This window comes from Spiroplasma endosymbiont of Cleonymus obscurus (genome assembly GCF_964273375.1).
In the GTDB taxonomy this organism is placed as follows: Bacteria; Bacillota_I; Bacilli_A; order Mycoplasmatales; family VBWQ01; genus Spiroplasma_E.
The window spans coordinates 47,445-63,104 of sequence record NZ_CAXWWA010000003.1 but is presented as its reverse complement, the minus strand read 5'-3'; the positions used below and the strand labels follow the sequence as shown (position 1 = coordinate 63,104).

Here is a 15,660-nt window from a genome sequence, read left to right as displayed (position 1 = left end):
ATTAGAACCTGTTTAAAATCTTTTAGAGAAATAGGGTAAAATGATTATATATTTTAAGATAAGAGGTATATATGCGTAAAAATTATCCTAGTAATGTTAGCAAAGAGCAATTTGAAAATATAAAATCAATTTTAGAAAATACTAAAAAGAGAACTAAACCAAGAAGCTTAGATTTATATGAAGTATTTTGTGCAGTTTTATATGTATTAAAAAGTGGTTGTCAATGAAGAATGTTACCAAAAGATTTTCCAAAATGACAAATTGTATATTATTATTTTCAAGTTTGAAGTAAAAATAATGGTAAAGAACCTAGTGTATTACAATTAGTTTTAAAAAAAATTAGTCATGGCATTTCGTATCAATAATGGTAGAAAAGAACAAACTAGTTTTTGTATAATTGATTCACAAAGTGTTAAAAATACAGATACTACTGAAAATAAAGGTTATGATGCTGGTAAAAAGATTTCAGGAATAAAGCGTCATATTGCTGTTGATTCTCAAGGTTTACCACATGCAATTTACATAACCACAGCAGAAAAAACAGATCGTAACAGTGCTATAATAATGATTGAAAATGAAAAAGAGAATCTTTCTGCAGTTCAAAAAATAATAGTAGATGCTGGTTATACTGGTGAAAAATTTGCTTCTAAAATTAAAACAATTATAAATGCAAATGTTGAAGTTATAAAACGTAATGAATTACATTCTTTTGTAGTATTACCAAAAAGATGAGTTGTAGAACGAAGTTTTGCATGATTAGAAAAATGCAGAAGATTATGAAAAATTGTGAAAAAAAATTAAATACTAGCTTACAAATGGTTGTTCTTGCCTTTATTTCAATTTTATTGAAAAGATTTTAAACAGGTTCTAAAAGATTTTAAACAGGTTCTTATAAAAATCAATCATTAAAAGCAGTATTTGATAGTGAAAATATTAGTGAAAAAGAAATACATCAACCATATAGTGTTTTTAATCCAAATATACTTAAAAAATTAACAAGTATATTAAAACCAAGTGAATTATCTATATTACAAAATGAAATTAATAAATTTAAAAATCCAATAAATAGTTTTAAAAATTCTATTATGCCAACAGAAATTAGAACAGTTAAAAATTATGTAAATAAATTTGATAATTTATTTAAAGAAAATGAAGAAGAAATACCAGAAAATGCATGAGAAGTATTATCAAGTTCATGATTTAAAAAAGGAAGATTTATTGTTAATAATAAAAATTTAAAAATTGGAACTTTAACAACATTATTTCAAAGTGATAATGATAAAAGACAAATATGATATGGTCCATATACTTATCCAACATTTCCACAAGAAATATGAATATTAATGACACAAGCTAAAGGTAAAAATGGTTCTGGTGCTGGAACAATATTTTGAAAATTTTGAAATAGAAAATGATTACCAAGTCAACTAAGAAAATATGTTAAAAGTGAATTAGCAAAAAAAGGTAAATATTATGGTTCACAAGATACTAGTGTAATTTATCCTAATAATATTAATGTACAAAAAACTATGCATTTTATTAATAGATTAGAAAAAGGTTTTTTTAAATTAAAAGAATATAAAACTTTATCTAAAAATGAAATTGGAAGTACACAATGAAGATATGAAAGAAAACAATTATTAAAAAATTCTTTACATACAAATAAATATATAAAAATTAAAAGAAATTCTAATTTTTATAAAACATGAAAGTAGGTGGTAATTATTATTGAATTAGATAAACCAATTAAACCAATTGGTATATGAAATACTATTAATCCATTAAGTAAAGATAATAAAGAATATAAAAAATTAAATAAGATTTGATTTAATAAAAATAGTACTCATATAGATAAAATAAAAATTTTAATATCAAATATTTTAAAAATAACTAGTCATATTATTGGTATGTTAATAACATTATTTTTTTACAATAACACCTTGATTAATACCTAAAATACCAATAGAAATGGGAATAGGTAATTATACTAATCAATATAATTTTACTTGACCTGACCATTTAATATTAACTTTATTTCCTATGTTTGGTCATATTGGATTAAATTTAGTAACTAAATTAGGTAATTATGGAAAATTAATTAAATATGCATTGATAACAATACCAATTATTATTACAAGTCCTTATTTAATATATCAATATAAAGAAATTAGAAAACATAAAAAAGAATGTCATTTATGTAAACAACATTCAAATAAAATACAATTGGAGGAATAAAAAATGAATTTATCTACAACAGTAATATCAGCAGTATTAAGTGGAGCAGTTGCTAGTGGAGTAATTGTTACTATTGTTTTATTATTTTTATCAAAATTTATTAAAAAATCAAAACAATCAAATTTAGCAAAAGAATTAAAAAATAATAAAGAATTAGAATTTATTAAAGCAAATATTAAACAAAAAAATTCTCAATTACAATTAGAAACTACATCAACTGCTAAATTACTTGATAGTTTTAATGTAGAACAAGAACAAATAGATAATTTGTAATAGCACAAAAATCTAAAAAGAAAGAATTATCTGAAAAAGATAAGAAAAAAGTAACTAAATTTAAAATTTAAAGGGTTTAAATACCCTTTATTTTACATTAAGGAGTAAATTATTATGGCTATTAAAGACCCATTAATGTTTATTACAATTGAAGAATTTAAAAATTGAAAAGGTTTTAATAAATCATTATTTGATGAAGTTACAACACCAGATAGTGAAATTAGATATGCAATAGAAATTGCAAGTAGTAATATTGATTATTTAAGTGGTTTTACTATTTCAAAAAAATGACCAGAAATAAATCCAACAAAATTTACAGATAATATTCAAACTGCAACTACTCATTATGTTAATTTTTTATTAGGTAAAGGTGTTGAATATGCACGTGGTCAAGCAAGTATTGGTCAAGGTGGTATTACTTATTCACAAAATAATCCAGAAGACCCTTATTATATTGTTCCACAAGTATTTAATTATTTAAAAGAAATAAATGAATATCCAATTATGCAAGGTTTTAATCTTAATGTTTCACCTAAACAAAATTGATTTAAAAAATTTATGGGTAATGGTGGTGAACAAAATCCATGAGAAATTTATTTACAATCTAATAATATTAAAAGTAGTGATAATAGAACTAAAATTACTATTAGTCATCCAAAAAATATTATGGGTTCAGTAGTTTATATTGATACAAATGGTATAAAATCATTTGATAATTTAACAACAATTGAATTATTTACTAAATATTTTAGTAATGATACTATGAAATTAGTTGATGGTAAAGAAGGTCAAGAAAAGAAAGTTATTAGTGCTACTGGTGGTAGTGGTGAATCATTATGAGAAGTTGATAAAGATAATCCTAATTTTATTAAACCAAAAGATGATAAAGGTATTGATGTTAATGGTAAAAGAATTATTGATGTTGGAACACCTACTTTTTTAAGTGATGCTACAACTAAAGAATATGTTGATAATTTATTAGATAAAAAACAATCACAATTAACAGAAAATAATGCTGGAGATAATATTACTATTACTGGAACTGGTTCAGATATTAAAATTAATTCTAATGGTGGAAGTTCAGTTGATGAAAATAGAATATTTAATAATAAAGATGATAAAGATAGCACTACAAGATTAGTTAATGAAGTTATTAAAACTAATGTTGGTGGTAAAACTTTAATTTATAGAAATAATCCAGTTATAACTGATGATTTAGATATTCCAAATAAGAAATATATAGATGATAAAATACCTAATTTAGATAATTATTATACAAAAAAAGAAATAGATGAATTAAAAAGTGATATTGATACTATAATAAGTTTTAAACAAGAGCAAACAGATAATAAATTAGAAACTACTAATAAAACTGTTGTTGGTGGTATAAATGAAATAAATAAAAAATTAGAAGATTTTAAAATTATTAAATGAAAAGTAATAGGTAATAGAATTAATGATAAGAAATGACATATACCAACTGCACCTTTTAATCAATATATTTATAGAGTATTTGTTACATGAGAAGTTACAGAAGAAAATCCTTTAAATAAAGGTTATCAACAAGTTATATTTTTTAAATCACCTAAATTAATAGGTACTGGTAATTGAAGAATTGCTTCGGGAAAAATTGGTAATAGTGATAGTACATTAAATATTAATTTTGATAATACAGATTGAAGTTTAACTTTAAATGGTGGTAATGGTGGAGCAATTATTAGTTTAGAAGTATTAGAACCTGTTTAAAATCTTTTTTGATTAATTTTTAATAAGAAGAACATTATGATAGTTATTTTATAATAAAAAATAAATTTTTAGTCGATAAGTCATCAAATGATAAAATCTTTTTAACCAAAAAATGAAAAAGAAAATAAAATGTTAATTAAATACCTACTTATAAATTATTATTCCTTGTTTTAGTTAAATTTTATTGAAATAAAGGCAAGAACAACCATTTGTAAGCTAGTATTTAATTTTTTTTCACAATTTTTTCATAATCTTCTGCATTTTTCTAATCAAGCAAAGCTTCGTTCTACAACTCATCTTTTTGGTAATACTACAAAAGAATGTAATTCATTACGTTTTATAACTTCAACATTTGCATTTATAATTGTTTTAATTTTAGAAGCAAATTTTTCACCAGTATAACCAGCATCTACTAGTATTTTTTGAACTGCAGAAAGATTCTCTTTTTCATTTTCAATCATTATTATAGCACTGTTACGATCTGTTTTTTCTGCTGTGGTTATGTAAATTGCATGTGGTAAACCTTGAGAATCAACAGCAATATGACGCTTTATTCCTGAAATCTTTTTACCAGCATCATAACCTTTGTTTTTAGTAGTATCTGTATTTTTAACACTTTGTGAATCAATTATACAAAAACTAGTTTGTTCTTTTCTACCATTATTGATACGAAATGCCATGACTAATTTTTTTTAAAACTAATTGTAATACACTAGGTTCATTACCATTATTTTTACTTCAAACTTGAAAATAATAATATACAATTTGTCATTTTGGAAAATCTTTTGGTAACATTCTTCATTGACAACCACTTTTTAATACATATAAAACTGCACAAAATACTTCATATAAATCTAAGCTTCTTGGTTTAGTTCTCTTTTTAGTATTTTCTAAAATTGATTTTATATTTTCAAATTGCTCTTTGCTAACATTACTAGGATAATTTTTACGCATATATACCTCTTATCTTAAAATATATAATCATTTTACCCTATTTCTCTAAAAGATTTTAAACAGGTTCTTAGACCCTATTAAAGCACAAAGTTGATATTATGGTGTACCTAGTGTTTTACAAGGTGCTATATTTGCAAGATATCTTGATAAAGTAAATACTGAATTAGATTTTCAAGTTTCTAAAATAACTGGTGGTTTAGATATAGGTATGGCAACAAGTAGTAGTGGTCATCCAACTGCTGCTTCATTATGATTTATTGGTGAAAATCATAATGGAAGAAGAGCGCATAAAGTAAGTGAATTTTATCATAGTAATGCTAATATTAATGGTCAACCAGCAATGCATTTTAAAAATACTTATGAATTAGCAAATAGTATTATTGATTATTATTTAATTGAAGCACAAAAATATTTTGCTATGTTTAAAGGTTTTACTTGTTATGTTGATTATGGTAATGGTGGTCAAGCATTTATTGATATTTTAAATGTAGAAAAAAATAAAAGAAATATGAATTGATTAAATTTTGAACCAGTAGATAAATCAGTAATGTATTTAAAAGATAGAATTGATTTTACTACTACTGGATTAATTAAAAATATATTAAGTTATGATTGAAATAATTGCCCAGAAACTAAAAGACAATATAGTTTAATTCAATGATTATCTAAATCTAAAATAGAAAATTCAAATAATGAACCTAAAATGTTAGATTTATATGATGATACTTGAGATAGTGATTGTTATGCATTAATGAATGATATGAAATGATTAATTGAACAAATAAATAATGAATTATTAATTAATAAAACTAAATTTGAATTTGGTAAACAATATAGTTTTATTAATAATAAGGAGTGATAATATGAATTATAGTCAAACAGAATATTTTAGTATACATGAAGGTACTTGAGAATTAGATATACCTAGAATTATTGCAAATAAAAGTACAATGTTATGATTAGGTAAAGGTTTATTATTTAAAAGTGAAAATAAAGAATTATTAAATTTTTTAAATAAATTAAAAGATAAAGATAAATGAAATGAAAAATTATATCAATTTGGTATTCAAAATTCATTATTAGGTAAATGTTTTTTAATATGAATGTTAACTAAAAATGGTGAATTAAGTTTAACTTTACCAAGTCCAAGTTTTATGTCACGTGTTGCTAAATTTAATGAACAAGAACAATCAGCAGAATTATTTTTTATGAATGAACAAAGTGATAATGGTAGTTTAACATGAGTAACAATAGAAAATTCAAAAGTAAAAGTTGAAATATTTAATGGTAATAGAGAAATTTTATTAGGTAGTACAAAATCAAAAATTAAACCAGAAAGTCAATTAAAAGAAAAATATGAATTAAAAAATCCATTTGGTTATTTACCAATTGTTGAAATTACAAATTTACCACAAATTCATTTTTATGGTAATAGTACACAAATGAATGCATATCCAGATTGTGCACCAGTATGAAATTTAATATGAGATTTACAACATATTATTAAACAAAAAAGAAAAGAAAGAATATTAAATTTAACTAGATTTTATGGAATTATTGATAATGAAAAATTTAAAGCTTTAAATTTAAGTGATGATTTTCAATCAATTATTAAAGATGCATTTTTAAATATTACTACTGCAAATTATGTAAAAGGTGGTAATGGTGGAGTTGATATTGTACAAGGTAATCCAAAATTTGGTGAATATTGACTTGATTATAATGGTACAGCAAAACAAATATTTAATGGTGCTGGTTATGATTATGATGAATTTAATGGTATTAATTATGAAAATAAAACTAAAACATTAATGAATAATAAATTTGATATGCAAACAACAGAAGTTAAAATAACACATTATACAACTTATTTATATAGAATGTTTGATATGTTAGTAACTTTTTCTAAAGATGAAAATGGAAAAGTATATTGAAATTGTAAAGGTGAAAGACTTATAGTTTTGAATTTATACCAATTGCTATGGTTGACCAATTAGTACAAGATGAATTAATTAATAGTAGATTAAATAATGGAACAATGTCAATAGTTGAAGCAATTAGTTTATATGAAAATATTGATACATTAATGGCAAAACAAAAATTAGAACATATTATTAATGAAAATAAATTTTTAAATAAAAATTTAGGAGATAATACAAATGATAATGAACAACGCAGTAAGAATTCAATTAATGAAACAAGCACATCTAGTATTAAAGCAAACTCAACAATTAATAAAGAGATGTAGTTATTGAAAAATATTTCCATTTGTTATTAATAATGGAGCAATTCCTTTAACTGAAACTGGTTATAAACCAATTAATAGTAAAATTAGTGATTTTGGTCAATATGAATTAATATTAACTGGTACTACTCCAGTTGTATGTATTTGAAAAAATAGTACAAAAATATATCAAAAAAATAAAGGTAAAATTAATGAAGAAATACATAAAGTTAATGGTCAAGATGAATTTTATACAAAACAATATAAAATTGGTGATTATTGAAATGCTTATTTAATTGATGATACAAGTGGTGTTGATTTTAGTAATTTACCAAATAATCAAATATTTAAAACAGTACAAACAAAAAGACAATATACTTTAGTAATGTTTGAAGAACATATTACAATTGATGATTATTTACAATTTTTTTGTGTATTTAATGATGAAAATGAAAATATTGGTGGTAATAGTGGTAAAAATCAAGATAGACAATTATTATATATTTCAAATGTAACAAATTATTATAGTCCTTATAATGGTGCATTTAGTATGCAAGTATTAACTTTTAGTAGTTTAAATGATAGAGTAGTTTCTACTGGTCAAAATACACTTGATTTTGTACAATATGCAAGCCCAGGTAGTGGTTATGCTTTCCCTACTATTCAACAAGGAAAAGTAACTTTAAATCGTACTTTAATGCGTGATATAGGAGTAAGATATAGTCATAGACAAAGTTATGGATTAGAATTATTAACAAGTTGTTATTATTATGGAAGACCAATAATTCAAGGTCAAGAACCAATACAACAAAATAATGAAGAAATATTTGAAAGTAAAGTATTTTCTTCAAGAAGATTATTTATTGCTGGTAATAATGAAAAATCTACAACTGAAGTTAAAAATAATGGTGGTTTACTTGCTGGAATAAATGATAAAATAACTACAAGTAGTCATCCAGAAACAACATTTTATAATATTATGGACGCTAAACCTACTGGATTTACTAATTTTAAAAATTTTACAGAATGATTAAAAACTTCATTAAATTTTCAAGATAATTTATTTGTAACAAAAGATTTTAAAGGTATGTTATCTTTTGATAAAGATAAAGCAAGATTAAGTAATGGTACATCAGTAGGAGAAGCAAAATTCTTTTGAGATAGTGAATGAAATATAAATAATTTAACTGGTAATTATAATGTTGATATGAGTAGTATTAACTCATGAAGATAAAGATTGTCAATGAAATCCGACAAGTAATGGAGTTATTGATGGTTCAAATTATGCTTATATTATTGATACAATTGTAACTCAATCATTACATCAAGGTGAAGAAAGACATACATTTTATAGTGATAATCCATTTACTTATCAAGGTGATTATAATGAAATATCAATTGCACAATTTCGTATAATAATATGGGTTATTTAACTGGTAATGCTTTTAATTGAACAACTTTATATAAATTAAACCATGATGAATACTCAGAAAGTGAAGAAACTACATTTAGTTATCCAGCAAAAATATTACCACCAAGTCCTCAAAATATAGCAAAATCAATAATTATTAATCCAGATTTAAAAATCGATATGACAGCGAATGATGTATCTTTAATAAAAAAAGGATATAGCAATATAAAAGAATGAGAAGAAAAAAATATAAGTAAATTTAGTAAATATGAAATTGATTTAAATTCATTATTAGACTCTACATTATTAATTAATACTTTTAATGATTTACAAAGATATTATAAAAGTGTAACTATTTATTATAGTTATAATATTGAAACAATATTCAATTCAAAAAGTTCTGATTTAAATACTATTGATATTAATAATGAAACTTTTAATCCTTCAAAAGAAATAAAAGCTACAAGTATAACTATTAATTTAAAAGATTTAAAAATAAATAAAGGCAATTTTCCAGAGGCTGAATTTTTAAGTAAGTTTGGTACAATTGCTCCTAATGAAGTTACTGATTATTTTGCAAATGCTTATTATAAAAGTTTTAGTAATTAAAATGTTTTTACTTCATATTCTTTCTGTAATTACGAATTTGATTTAAAAATTAAGAAGAGTTATAATTCTTATGAACAAAAAATAAATAATAATTTTCCTATAATATTTAACATAGTTAATAACTCTGAAAAACTAAATTGAATTATTTATTTACAAGGTAATTTAGGTAAAATAGAATATACCAATTCTGCACAAAGAGAACCTGATAAAAGTTGAGCATATAGATATATATCAAATATTAAATCTAATATTAATAAAATAGTTTTAAATGCAAGATAATTTGATACAATTAAAATATAATTAGGTAATATTTAGGAAGTGATTAAATATGTATTTTTTAAATCGTAATGAATTTTGACCATGATGAGATGATTTTGTTAATTCTCCTTATACAATTTCAATTACCTTATCTATAACATTTTTGTTTTTAATGTTTGTACCGTACAAATTATTTATTCGTTTTTGTGATAATAAAAATATTAAAAACTATATATATATATATGCTACTTTAACTTTTTTTCTTATATGTCCTTTACTTTTTTATTTTTTTAATAATAATTTAAATATAAAAAGTGTTTATTATGTTTTCATTATTTTCGGATGTATTGAGTTATTATGTTTTTATTTTATTCCAATAATTTTAAAATTAATTAAGAAATTTCCAAAATTAAAATATATTTTTAAATTTAAAATAAAATCTAACGAAAATAATATTCCCCCACAATCTTAAATAATGTATAATTATATTACTTACTTATGTAAGTATATGAAATAAAAAGTTCTTAATATTATATTGTTGTTAGGTTGGCACCTAATTAAAAAGTTACCAAACGGTAACTTTTTTTATACTTTTATTAAATTAGATTTCTTTGAATTTATTAATAATTCACTATTAAAGTTATCATTAATTTCATTAACATCTATATTTATTGGATTTGTTTTCCTTATATATAATTCTTTTATTGTTTGAACATTTTTATTAATTTTATTTTTGATTTTATTAAGAAAATTATTTTTTTTGTTAATAATTTTATTTTTATCAATTTTTCCAAAAGTAAATATTTTGAATATTGAATAAATAATTTTTTTAAATTTACTAACTTTTATTTCTTTTTCAATTTTTTTATCTAATGTTTTAAGTTTTTCTTTAATAACTTCAATTTTTTCTTTAATAACTTCTGAAGTAAATTGGTTTTTATTAGTAATTATTTTATCTAATTCTTCTTTGATTTTTGCTTCTGCGATTAAAAATTCTATAATCATTTTTTCTCCTTTCAAAATAAAAAAACTCATTTACTTTAAAATAAAATAATGAGTTAAAAACTTATATTAATTTTAAAATCATTATACCATATATAAAAACAAAAAGTCACTATTACTAGTGACCGAAAAATAATTAGATTTAAAACAACTACTTTTATTATGTTCTAATCTTTTCATATATGCTATATCAATATCATGCACAATACAGACAAAACTCTCATAAAGTAGTAAAAATAGTTTAAATTGCATACTCATCTAAACATATTAATTATATCATATTTTCTATACTAAATATAAATAATTTAGTTATTATCTCAATCAAATTCATTAAAACTATCTTGTATTATTCGCATATATTCTTTATCATTATTTTTTCTGGCTTCTAATCATTGTTCCATTAATCATTTTGCTAAATTTACTATCTCATTTAGTCATTCCTTATTTTTAATTTCTTTTATTTTATTTTTAAATTGTTTTTTATGAAAATAACACATATTAAAAAATTGAACAGCACTATCTTCAATATTTAAAGTTTTTAAAGTAACTAATACTTTACTATTACAATCTTTAACAATACATTTAAGTAATACTTTTTCTTGTTTTTGTTTTTGCATTAATCTATTCTTCTTTCATATATATTTGCTTTTATCATTTCTCTTATAATATCTAATAAAGTATCAATTTGATAATCATATAATTCAAATTCATGATTTTTAACTTTAATTTTTTCTTTATTCTTTTTATTCATTATTTATTCTCCTTTTATTAAATCTATTAAATATACAATAAATACAGTAATTCCAAATAAAATTAATACTCCAATTATTACTGTTACTAAACTAAGTATTCATATTTCTACTGCTGTCATTATTTATTCTCCTTATTTAAATAATATCAACCAATTAATAAACTATCTGCTTCATCATGATTTGATATTGTTATATTTCAATTATTTTGTTCAATTAATACTTTTGCTAGTCTTATTGAACTTTCTTTATCTCATTCATCATTAATTAAAATATTTATAAATGATTTTTTTACATATCATTTTTTTCATTCACTTGGACTTATTAACATATCTTTTGTTATTAATTTATTAAATTGTCCTGCAATAAAACCACGTAAATGTTCTTGAGTTTCATAACCAATTCCATTTTTTGAATGAAAAGTACCACGTTCAATAATTAAATTTAAATTATTTTTAGAATTAGTTAATTCATCTTTTAATTCTAAAGTTCCATATACAACATATTGCATATCTCTATTAAAATTCTCAATACCATTTTTTTTAAAACTACAACTACCAATTCAAATTGGTTTTCAATTTCAAAAATCATATTTATCATGTAAATAAACTTTTTTTCATAAAGTAAATCCAGTATTTTTTATACTTGGGTCAATTGAAAGTAAATAATTAGTCATATTTATTTCTCCTTATTTTTAGTTAAATTATTAACTATTATTTCTAAACATTTCATACATCAATTTTTACTTAATCAGATTCTTTTATTACATTTTTTACATTTATTCATTTTTAAATACCAAATTATCTAATTTATTTATATTTTTTTCTAATTGTTGAAAATTTGTATTATTTTCAATTACATTATTAGTATTTGGATTATCAATATATATTTTTTCTGTTTCAGTAATAATTGCTTGGTCACTTTCATATGCAATTTGCATTTCAGTACTCATAATTCCCCATTTTCTTAATAATTGAGTAAGTACAGTTTTTAATGCCATACTATCAAAATCACTAACAATAAATTGGATGTGTTACACTTTATTGGACACTAATTACGTAGACAAGTGAACAAATTAGTTAAAAGAAAGGAAATATAATTATGGCCAATATTAACTCATATAATGATGAATTTAAAAAACAAATAGTATCTTTATATCAAAATGGCAAATCAGTATCTTGCCTTGCTAAAGAATACAACGTTACAAGAGCAGCTACTTATAAATGAATTAAGCAATTTACAAATTCAGGCAGTTTTAAAACTAAAGATAATCTTTCGGATTTAGAAAAACAATTAATTCAAGCAAATAAAGAATTAAAACAATTAAGAATGGAGAATGATATTTTAAAGCAAGTAGCACTAATAATAGGCAGAAAGTAGAGATTATTACAAATAATAAATCTAAATATAAAATTCGTCCAATTTGTCGTTTTTTAAAACTTTCTAAATCAACATATTATTTTAATTTAAAGAAAAAAGAAGATAAAATCAAAAATAATATGTATGATGAAGCTGTTATTAGTGCTTTTAAACAAAATAAAGAAGTTTATGGAACAAGAAGATTAAAAGTCAGTCTAGAAAATAAAGAAATTTATTTATCACGCAAAAAAATTAAAGAAATTATGAATCAGCATAAAATTTAGAGGCTTTTTAATAATCTGTGTATCTTTGTTTTGCAAAGTACTAGTTCAGATTAATTCTGTCTTCAAATTTTATCATAAAATGAGCAATTGCTGTATTTCAATTTTGAATGGGCATTGTTCATTTTTTTTGTTATATTTTCAATTGCTAAGTAAAATATTTTGAAAACTGCCATATCATTTGGAAAAACTTTTTTATTTCTGATGACTTTTCGTAATTGACTATTAACAGATTCAATAGAATTTGTAGTATAAATCACTCTTTTGATTTCTGGAGGATAACTAATAAAAATCATTAATTGGATCAATTTTTATATCAAGATTTAGCAATTTGAGGATAGTGTTTATTTCATTTACTTTCAAATGATTCTAAAGCTTGCATTGCTTGTTCTTCACTACATGCATTATAAATTGGCTTTAAATCTGTAACTAGTGATTTTCGATGTTTGTATGAAACATATTTTAAACTATTTCTGATTTGATGAACTATATACATAATTGATGTTCAGTTTTAGGATAAACTGATTGTATTGCTTCTGACATGCCTGTTAAGTTGTCACTACAAGCAATAAGAATATCATTTAAGCCACGATTTTTCATTTCTGTTAAATTTGCTAATCAAAATTTAGCGCCTTCATTTTCACTAATTCATAAACCTAAAACATCTTTTTTACCTTCTAAATCAACACCTAAAGCTATATAAACTGATTTGTTAATAATGCGTTTATCTTGTCGTACTTTAACTACTATACAATCAAAATAAACAATGGGATAAATGCCTTCTAATGGTCTATTTTGTCATGCTTTGACATCATCAATCACATCATCAGTAATTTGACTAATAACACTTTCACTAATATCAGCACCATGATATAACTCTTGTAACTGCATTCTAATATCTGATAATGTCATACCTTTTGCATATAAGGAAAGAACTTGTTGATCAAAACCATCAAATCTTCTCTGTCTTTTTGGCACTATTACAGGAGTAAAATTACTATTACGATCTCGTGGTACATCAATCTCAATTTTACCTTGTTGAATTATTAATTTTTTTGAACTTATACCATTACGAGCATTGTCACTATTACTATGTTGATTTTTTTCATATCCTAAATAATTTTGCATCTCAGAATTCAACATTTTTTCAACTAAACGTTTTGTTAATTCTTTATATAAACCCCCTTCTTTAAAAACTGTTGTTAAATCTTCAGTATTTTCTAATAATAAATCTACTGCTTTTGATATTGGATCATTATTATTAAAGTTATCTTTTTTAGCCATCTGTAACTCACTCTTTCTAGTCATTTAATTATATTTACTAGAATTAATTAAACATAGTTATTTTTGTAAGTTACACAGATTACTAAACATTACTATAATTTTTAATATCAAAATACACTAAATTATCATTTAAAAATCATCATAACAAAGTCAATGATAGCCAAATAAGCAATCTTGTGAATAGAAACTTTAATAATAGACTTAAAAATGAAGTTATTGTTAGTGATTTAACTTATGTTCAAGTTAATGGTAAGTGAAACTATATTTGCTTATTAATCGACCTATTTAACCGCGAAATTATTGGACATAGTGTGTAGGTACTAAAAAAGATGCATCATTAGTATATCAAGCATTTATGCAATCAAATCGCTGTTTAAAAGATATTCAAATATTTCATAGTGATCGCGGTAATGAATTCAATAATAAAACTATTGATAAACTTTTATTAGCATTCAATATTACCCGTTCTTTAAGCAAAAAAGGTTGTCCTTATGATAATGCTGTTGCTGAAGCAACTTTCAAAACTTTCAAAACTGAATTTATTAATGATAAAAATTTTACATCATTAATCCAATTAAAATTAGAATTATTTGATTATATCAATTGATACAACAACATACGAATCCACAGCACTTTAAACTACCTAACTCCAGTTAAATATCATGAAAAAATGTCTACCAAAAAATAGTCCTAAAAAGGGTTGCCATTCCAAAATTCTTTATTTTTTGCATAAGTTTTTGAATATTTTAAAAAATGTTTTTCAATTTGTTCTTTTGACATATATAAAGTTTTTTCAAAACCATTTACTAATTGAAAATATGCTACATAACCAATAATTGGTTGTTTTAATCTTTCTAAATCCTCTTGTATTCAATTAAATTCAATTCCCTTTAGTCTATCTACTTTTTTAATTTCTGTTAATCTAACATCACTTACATTAATTTCTTTATATTGTTGACTACGTAATGCTAATTGAATATAACCTTTATATCCCATTTGAAATTGAGCATTATTTACTTTTGTATTACTATCTCAATAAGGTACAATATAACAATAACCAAAATTCTTTTCTAAAGGTAAATTCAATAATACTGCTTGATAACAACTATTAATAATAGTATCTGGATATGCTTTATCTAAACCATATTGATTTGAAATTGCTAATACATTACTTTTAAATTTTTGTATTTCTAAATTATTAATAATACCTTTTTGTCTAATAAATTTTTCTACATTACCATTATTAATATTTTTCACTAATAATTCATTTGCCAT

At 22.3% G+C, this 15,660-nt stretch carries 22 protein-coding genes and 2 pseudogenes; 16 read left to right on the top strand and 8 right to left on the bottom strand.

Annotation, left to right across the window (positions count from 1 at the left end; genetic code table 4):
• Positions 1-71 precede the first annotated feature (71 nt).
• From ACI2WJ_RS07105 to ACI2WJ_RS07080, 6 genes and pseudogenes are all read left to right on the top strand, one after another.
• Positions 72-860, top strand: a pseudogene (locus ACI2WJ_RS07105) (IS5 family transposase).
• Between the two features lie 225 nt (positions 861-1,085).
• The gene (locus ACI2WJ_RS07100; RefSeq protein ID WP_400255315.1) at positions 1,086-1,715 is read left to right on the top strand and encodes a hypothetical protein; all 630 of its coding nucleotides are present in this window, start codon (positions 1,086-1,088) and stop codon (positions 1,713-1,715) included.
• Positions 1,716-1,955, top strand: a complete 240-nt coding sequence (locus tag ACI2WJ_RS07095; RefSeq protein WP_400255314.1) for a hypothetical protein — start codon at positions 1,716-1,718, stop codon at positions 1,953-1,955.
• A 13-nt stretch (positions 1,956-1,968) separates the two neighbouring features.
• Positions 1,969-2,235 (top strand): hypothetical protein, encoded by a 267-nt coding sequence (locus tag ACI2WJ_RS07090; RefSeq protein ID WP_400255313.1) that lies wholly within the window; start codon positions 1,969-1,971, stop codon positions 2,233-2,235.
• A 3-nt stretch (positions 2,236-2,238) separates the two neighbouring features.
• Positions 2,239-2,508: a hypothetical protein gene (locus ACI2WJ_RS07085; protein WP_400255312.1), complete on the top strand. Its 270-nt coding sequence runs from the start codon at positions 2,239-2,241 to the stop codon at positions 2,506-2,508.
• Positions 2,509-2,622: 114 nt separating this feature from the next.
• A complete protein-coding gene (locus ACI2WJ_RS07080; protein ID WP_400255311.1) occupies positions 2,623-4,254 on the top strand; it encodes a hypothetical protein in 1,632 nt (543 codons plus the stop codon).
• A 170-nt stretch (positions 4,255-4,424) separates the two neighbouring features.
• Here the strand turns inward: ACI2WJ_RS07080 and ACI2WJ_RS07075 are convergent.
• Positions 4,425-5,208, bottom strand: a protein-coding gene (locus tag ACI2WJ_RS07075) for an IS5 family transposase (protein ID WP_400255310.1) whose coding sequence is annotated in 2 segments (ribosomal slippage) — positions 4,425-4,937 and positions 4,939-5,208 — 783 coding nt in all. Because the reading frame shifts where the segments join, the coding sequence is not laid out codon by codon here.
• Positions 5,209-5,416: 208 nt separating this feature from the next.
• Between ACI2WJ_RS07075 and ACI2WJ_RS07070 the strand changes: the two genes are divergently transcribed.
• Genes ACI2WJ_RS07070 through ACI2WJ_RS07045 form a run of 6 tightly spaced genes read left to right on the top strand, consistent with a single transcriptional unit; the run spans position 5,417 to position 9,452 of the window.
• Complete coding sequence (locus ACI2WJ_RS07070; protein ID WP_400255309.1) at positions 5,417-6,070, top strand: hypothetical protein; 654 nt, start codon at positions 5,417-5,419, stop codon at positions 6,068-6,070.
• A gap of 1 nt (position 6,071) precedes the next feature.
• The gene (locus ACI2WJ_RS07065; protein ID WP_400255308.1) at positions 6,072-7,205 is read left to right on the top strand and encodes a hypothetical protein; all 1,134 of its coding nucleotides are present in this window, start codon (positions 6,072-6,074) and stop codon (positions 7,203-7,205) included.
• Positions 7,190-7,456 (top strand): hypothetical protein, encoded by a 267-nt coding sequence (locus ACI2WJ_RS07060; RefSeq protein WP_400255269.1) that lies wholly within the window; start codon positions 7,190-7,192, stop codon positions 7,454-7,456. Before ACI2WJ_RS07065 ends, ACI2WJ_RS07060 begins: the two co-directional genes overlap by 16 nt.
• A complete protein-coding gene (locus ACI2WJ_RS07055) occupies positions 7,368-8,666 on the top strand; it encodes a hypothetical protein (RefSeq protein ID WP_400255307.1) in 1,299 nt (432 codons plus the stop codon). The genes ACI2WJ_RS07060 and ACI2WJ_RS07055 overlap by 89 nt, the downstream gene beginning before the upstream one ends.
• Positions 8,632-8,865 carry a hypothetical protein gene (locus ACI2WJ_RS07050; RefSeq protein WP_400255306.1) on the top strand — a complete coding sequence of 78 codons (234 nt, stop codon included), beginning with the start codon at positions 8,632-8,634 and terminating at the stop codon, positions 8,863-8,865. The genes ACI2WJ_RS07055 and ACI2WJ_RS07050 overlap by 35 nt, the downstream gene beginning before the upstream one ends.
• Positions 8,853-9,452, top strand: coding sequence for a hypothetical protein (locus ACI2WJ_RS07045; RefSeq protein WP_400255305.1), 600 nt, complete (start codon positions 8,853-8,855; stop codon positions 9,450-9,452). Before ACI2WJ_RS07050 ends, ACI2WJ_RS07045 begins: the two co-directional genes overlap by 13 nt.
• An 843-nt stretch (positions 9,453-10,295) precedes the next feature.
• Here the strand turns inward: ACI2WJ_RS07045 and ACI2WJ_RS07040 are convergent.
• From ACI2WJ_RS07040 to ACI2WJ_RS07020, 5 genes are all read right to left on the bottom strand, one after another.
• Positions 10,296-10,715 (bottom strand): hypothetical protein, encoded by a 420-nt coding sequence (locus ACI2WJ_RS07040; protein ID WP_400255304.1) that lies wholly within the window; start codon positions 10,713-10,715, stop codon positions 10,296-10,298.
• Between the two features lie 302 nt (positions 10,716-11,017).
• Positions 11,018-11,329: a hypothetical protein gene (locus tag ACI2WJ_RS07035; RefSeq protein ID WP_400255303.1), complete on the bottom strand. Its 312-nt coding sequence runs from the start codon at positions 11,327-11,329 to the stop codon at positions 11,018-11,020.
• Positions 11,329-11,463 (bottom strand): hypothetical protein, encoded by a 135-nt coding sequence (locus ACI2WJ_RS07030; protein ID WP_400255302.1) that lies wholly within the window; start codon positions 11,461-11,463, stop codon positions 11,329-11,331. Before ACI2WJ_RS07030 ends, ACI2WJ_RS07035 begins: the two co-directional genes overlap by 1 nt.
• Positions 11,464-11,582: 119 nt before the next feature.
• Positions 11,583-12,137 (bottom strand): hypothetical protein, encoded by a 555-nt coding sequence (locus ACI2WJ_RS07025; protein ID WP_400255301.1) that lies wholly within the window; start codon positions 12,135-12,137, stop codon positions 11,583-11,585.
• A 102-nt stretch (positions 12,138-12,239) separates the two neighbouring features.
• Positions 12,240-12,482: a recombinase RecT gene (locus tag ACI2WJ_RS07020; RefSeq protein ID WP_400255436.1), complete on the bottom strand. Its 243-nt coding sequence runs from the start codon at positions 12,480-12,482 to the stop codon at positions 12,240-12,242.
• A gap of 80 nt (positions 12,483-12,562) precedes the next feature.
• Between ACI2WJ_RS07020 and ACI2WJ_RS07015 the strand changes: the two genes are divergently transcribed.
• Positions 12,563-12,841 (top strand): transposase, encoded by a 279-nt coding sequence (locus ACI2WJ_RS07015; protein ID WP_400255300.1) that lies wholly within the window; start codon positions 12,563-12,565, stop codon positions 12,839-12,841.
• A 119-nt stretch (positions 12,842-12,960) separates the two neighbouring features.
• Positions 12,961-13,104: an IS3 family transposase gene (locus ACI2WJ_RS07010; protein ID WP_400255299.1), complete on the top strand. Its 144-nt coding sequence runs from the start codon at positions 12,961-12,963 to the stop codon at positions 13,102-13,104.
• Between the two features lie 40 nt (positions 13,105-13,144).
• On the opposite strand, the pseudogene ACI2WJ_RS07005 reads toward ACI2WJ_RS07010, so the two are convergent.
• Positions 13,145-14,385: pseudogene (locus ACI2WJ_RS07005) on the bottom strand (IS256 family transposase).
• A 176-nt stretch (positions 14,386-14,561) separates the two neighbouring features.
• Between ACI2WJ_RS07005 and ACI2WJ_RS07000 the strand changes: the two are divergent.
• Positions 14,562-14,702 carry a hypothetical protein gene (locus tag ACI2WJ_RS07000; RefSeq protein WP_400255298.1) on the top strand — a complete coding sequence of 47 codons (141 nt, stop codon included), beginning with the start codon at positions 14,562-14,564 and terminating at the stop codon, positions 14,700-14,702.
• Between the two features lie 38 nt (positions 14,703-14,740).
• Entirely contained in the window at positions 14,741-15,073 is a 333-nt protein-coding gene (locus ACI2WJ_RS06995) for an IS3 family transposase (protein WP_400255297.1), read from the top strand.
• A gap of 2 nt (positions 15,074-15,075) precedes the next feature.
• Here the strand turns inward: ACI2WJ_RS06995 and ACI2WJ_RS06990 are convergent, their stop codons facing one another.
• The gene (locus tag ACI2WJ_RS06990; RefSeq protein WP_400255296.1) at positions 15,076-15,660 is read right to left on the bottom strand and encodes a recombinase RecT; all 585 of its coding nucleotides are present in this window, start codon (positions 15,658-15,660) and stop codon (positions 15,076-15,078) included.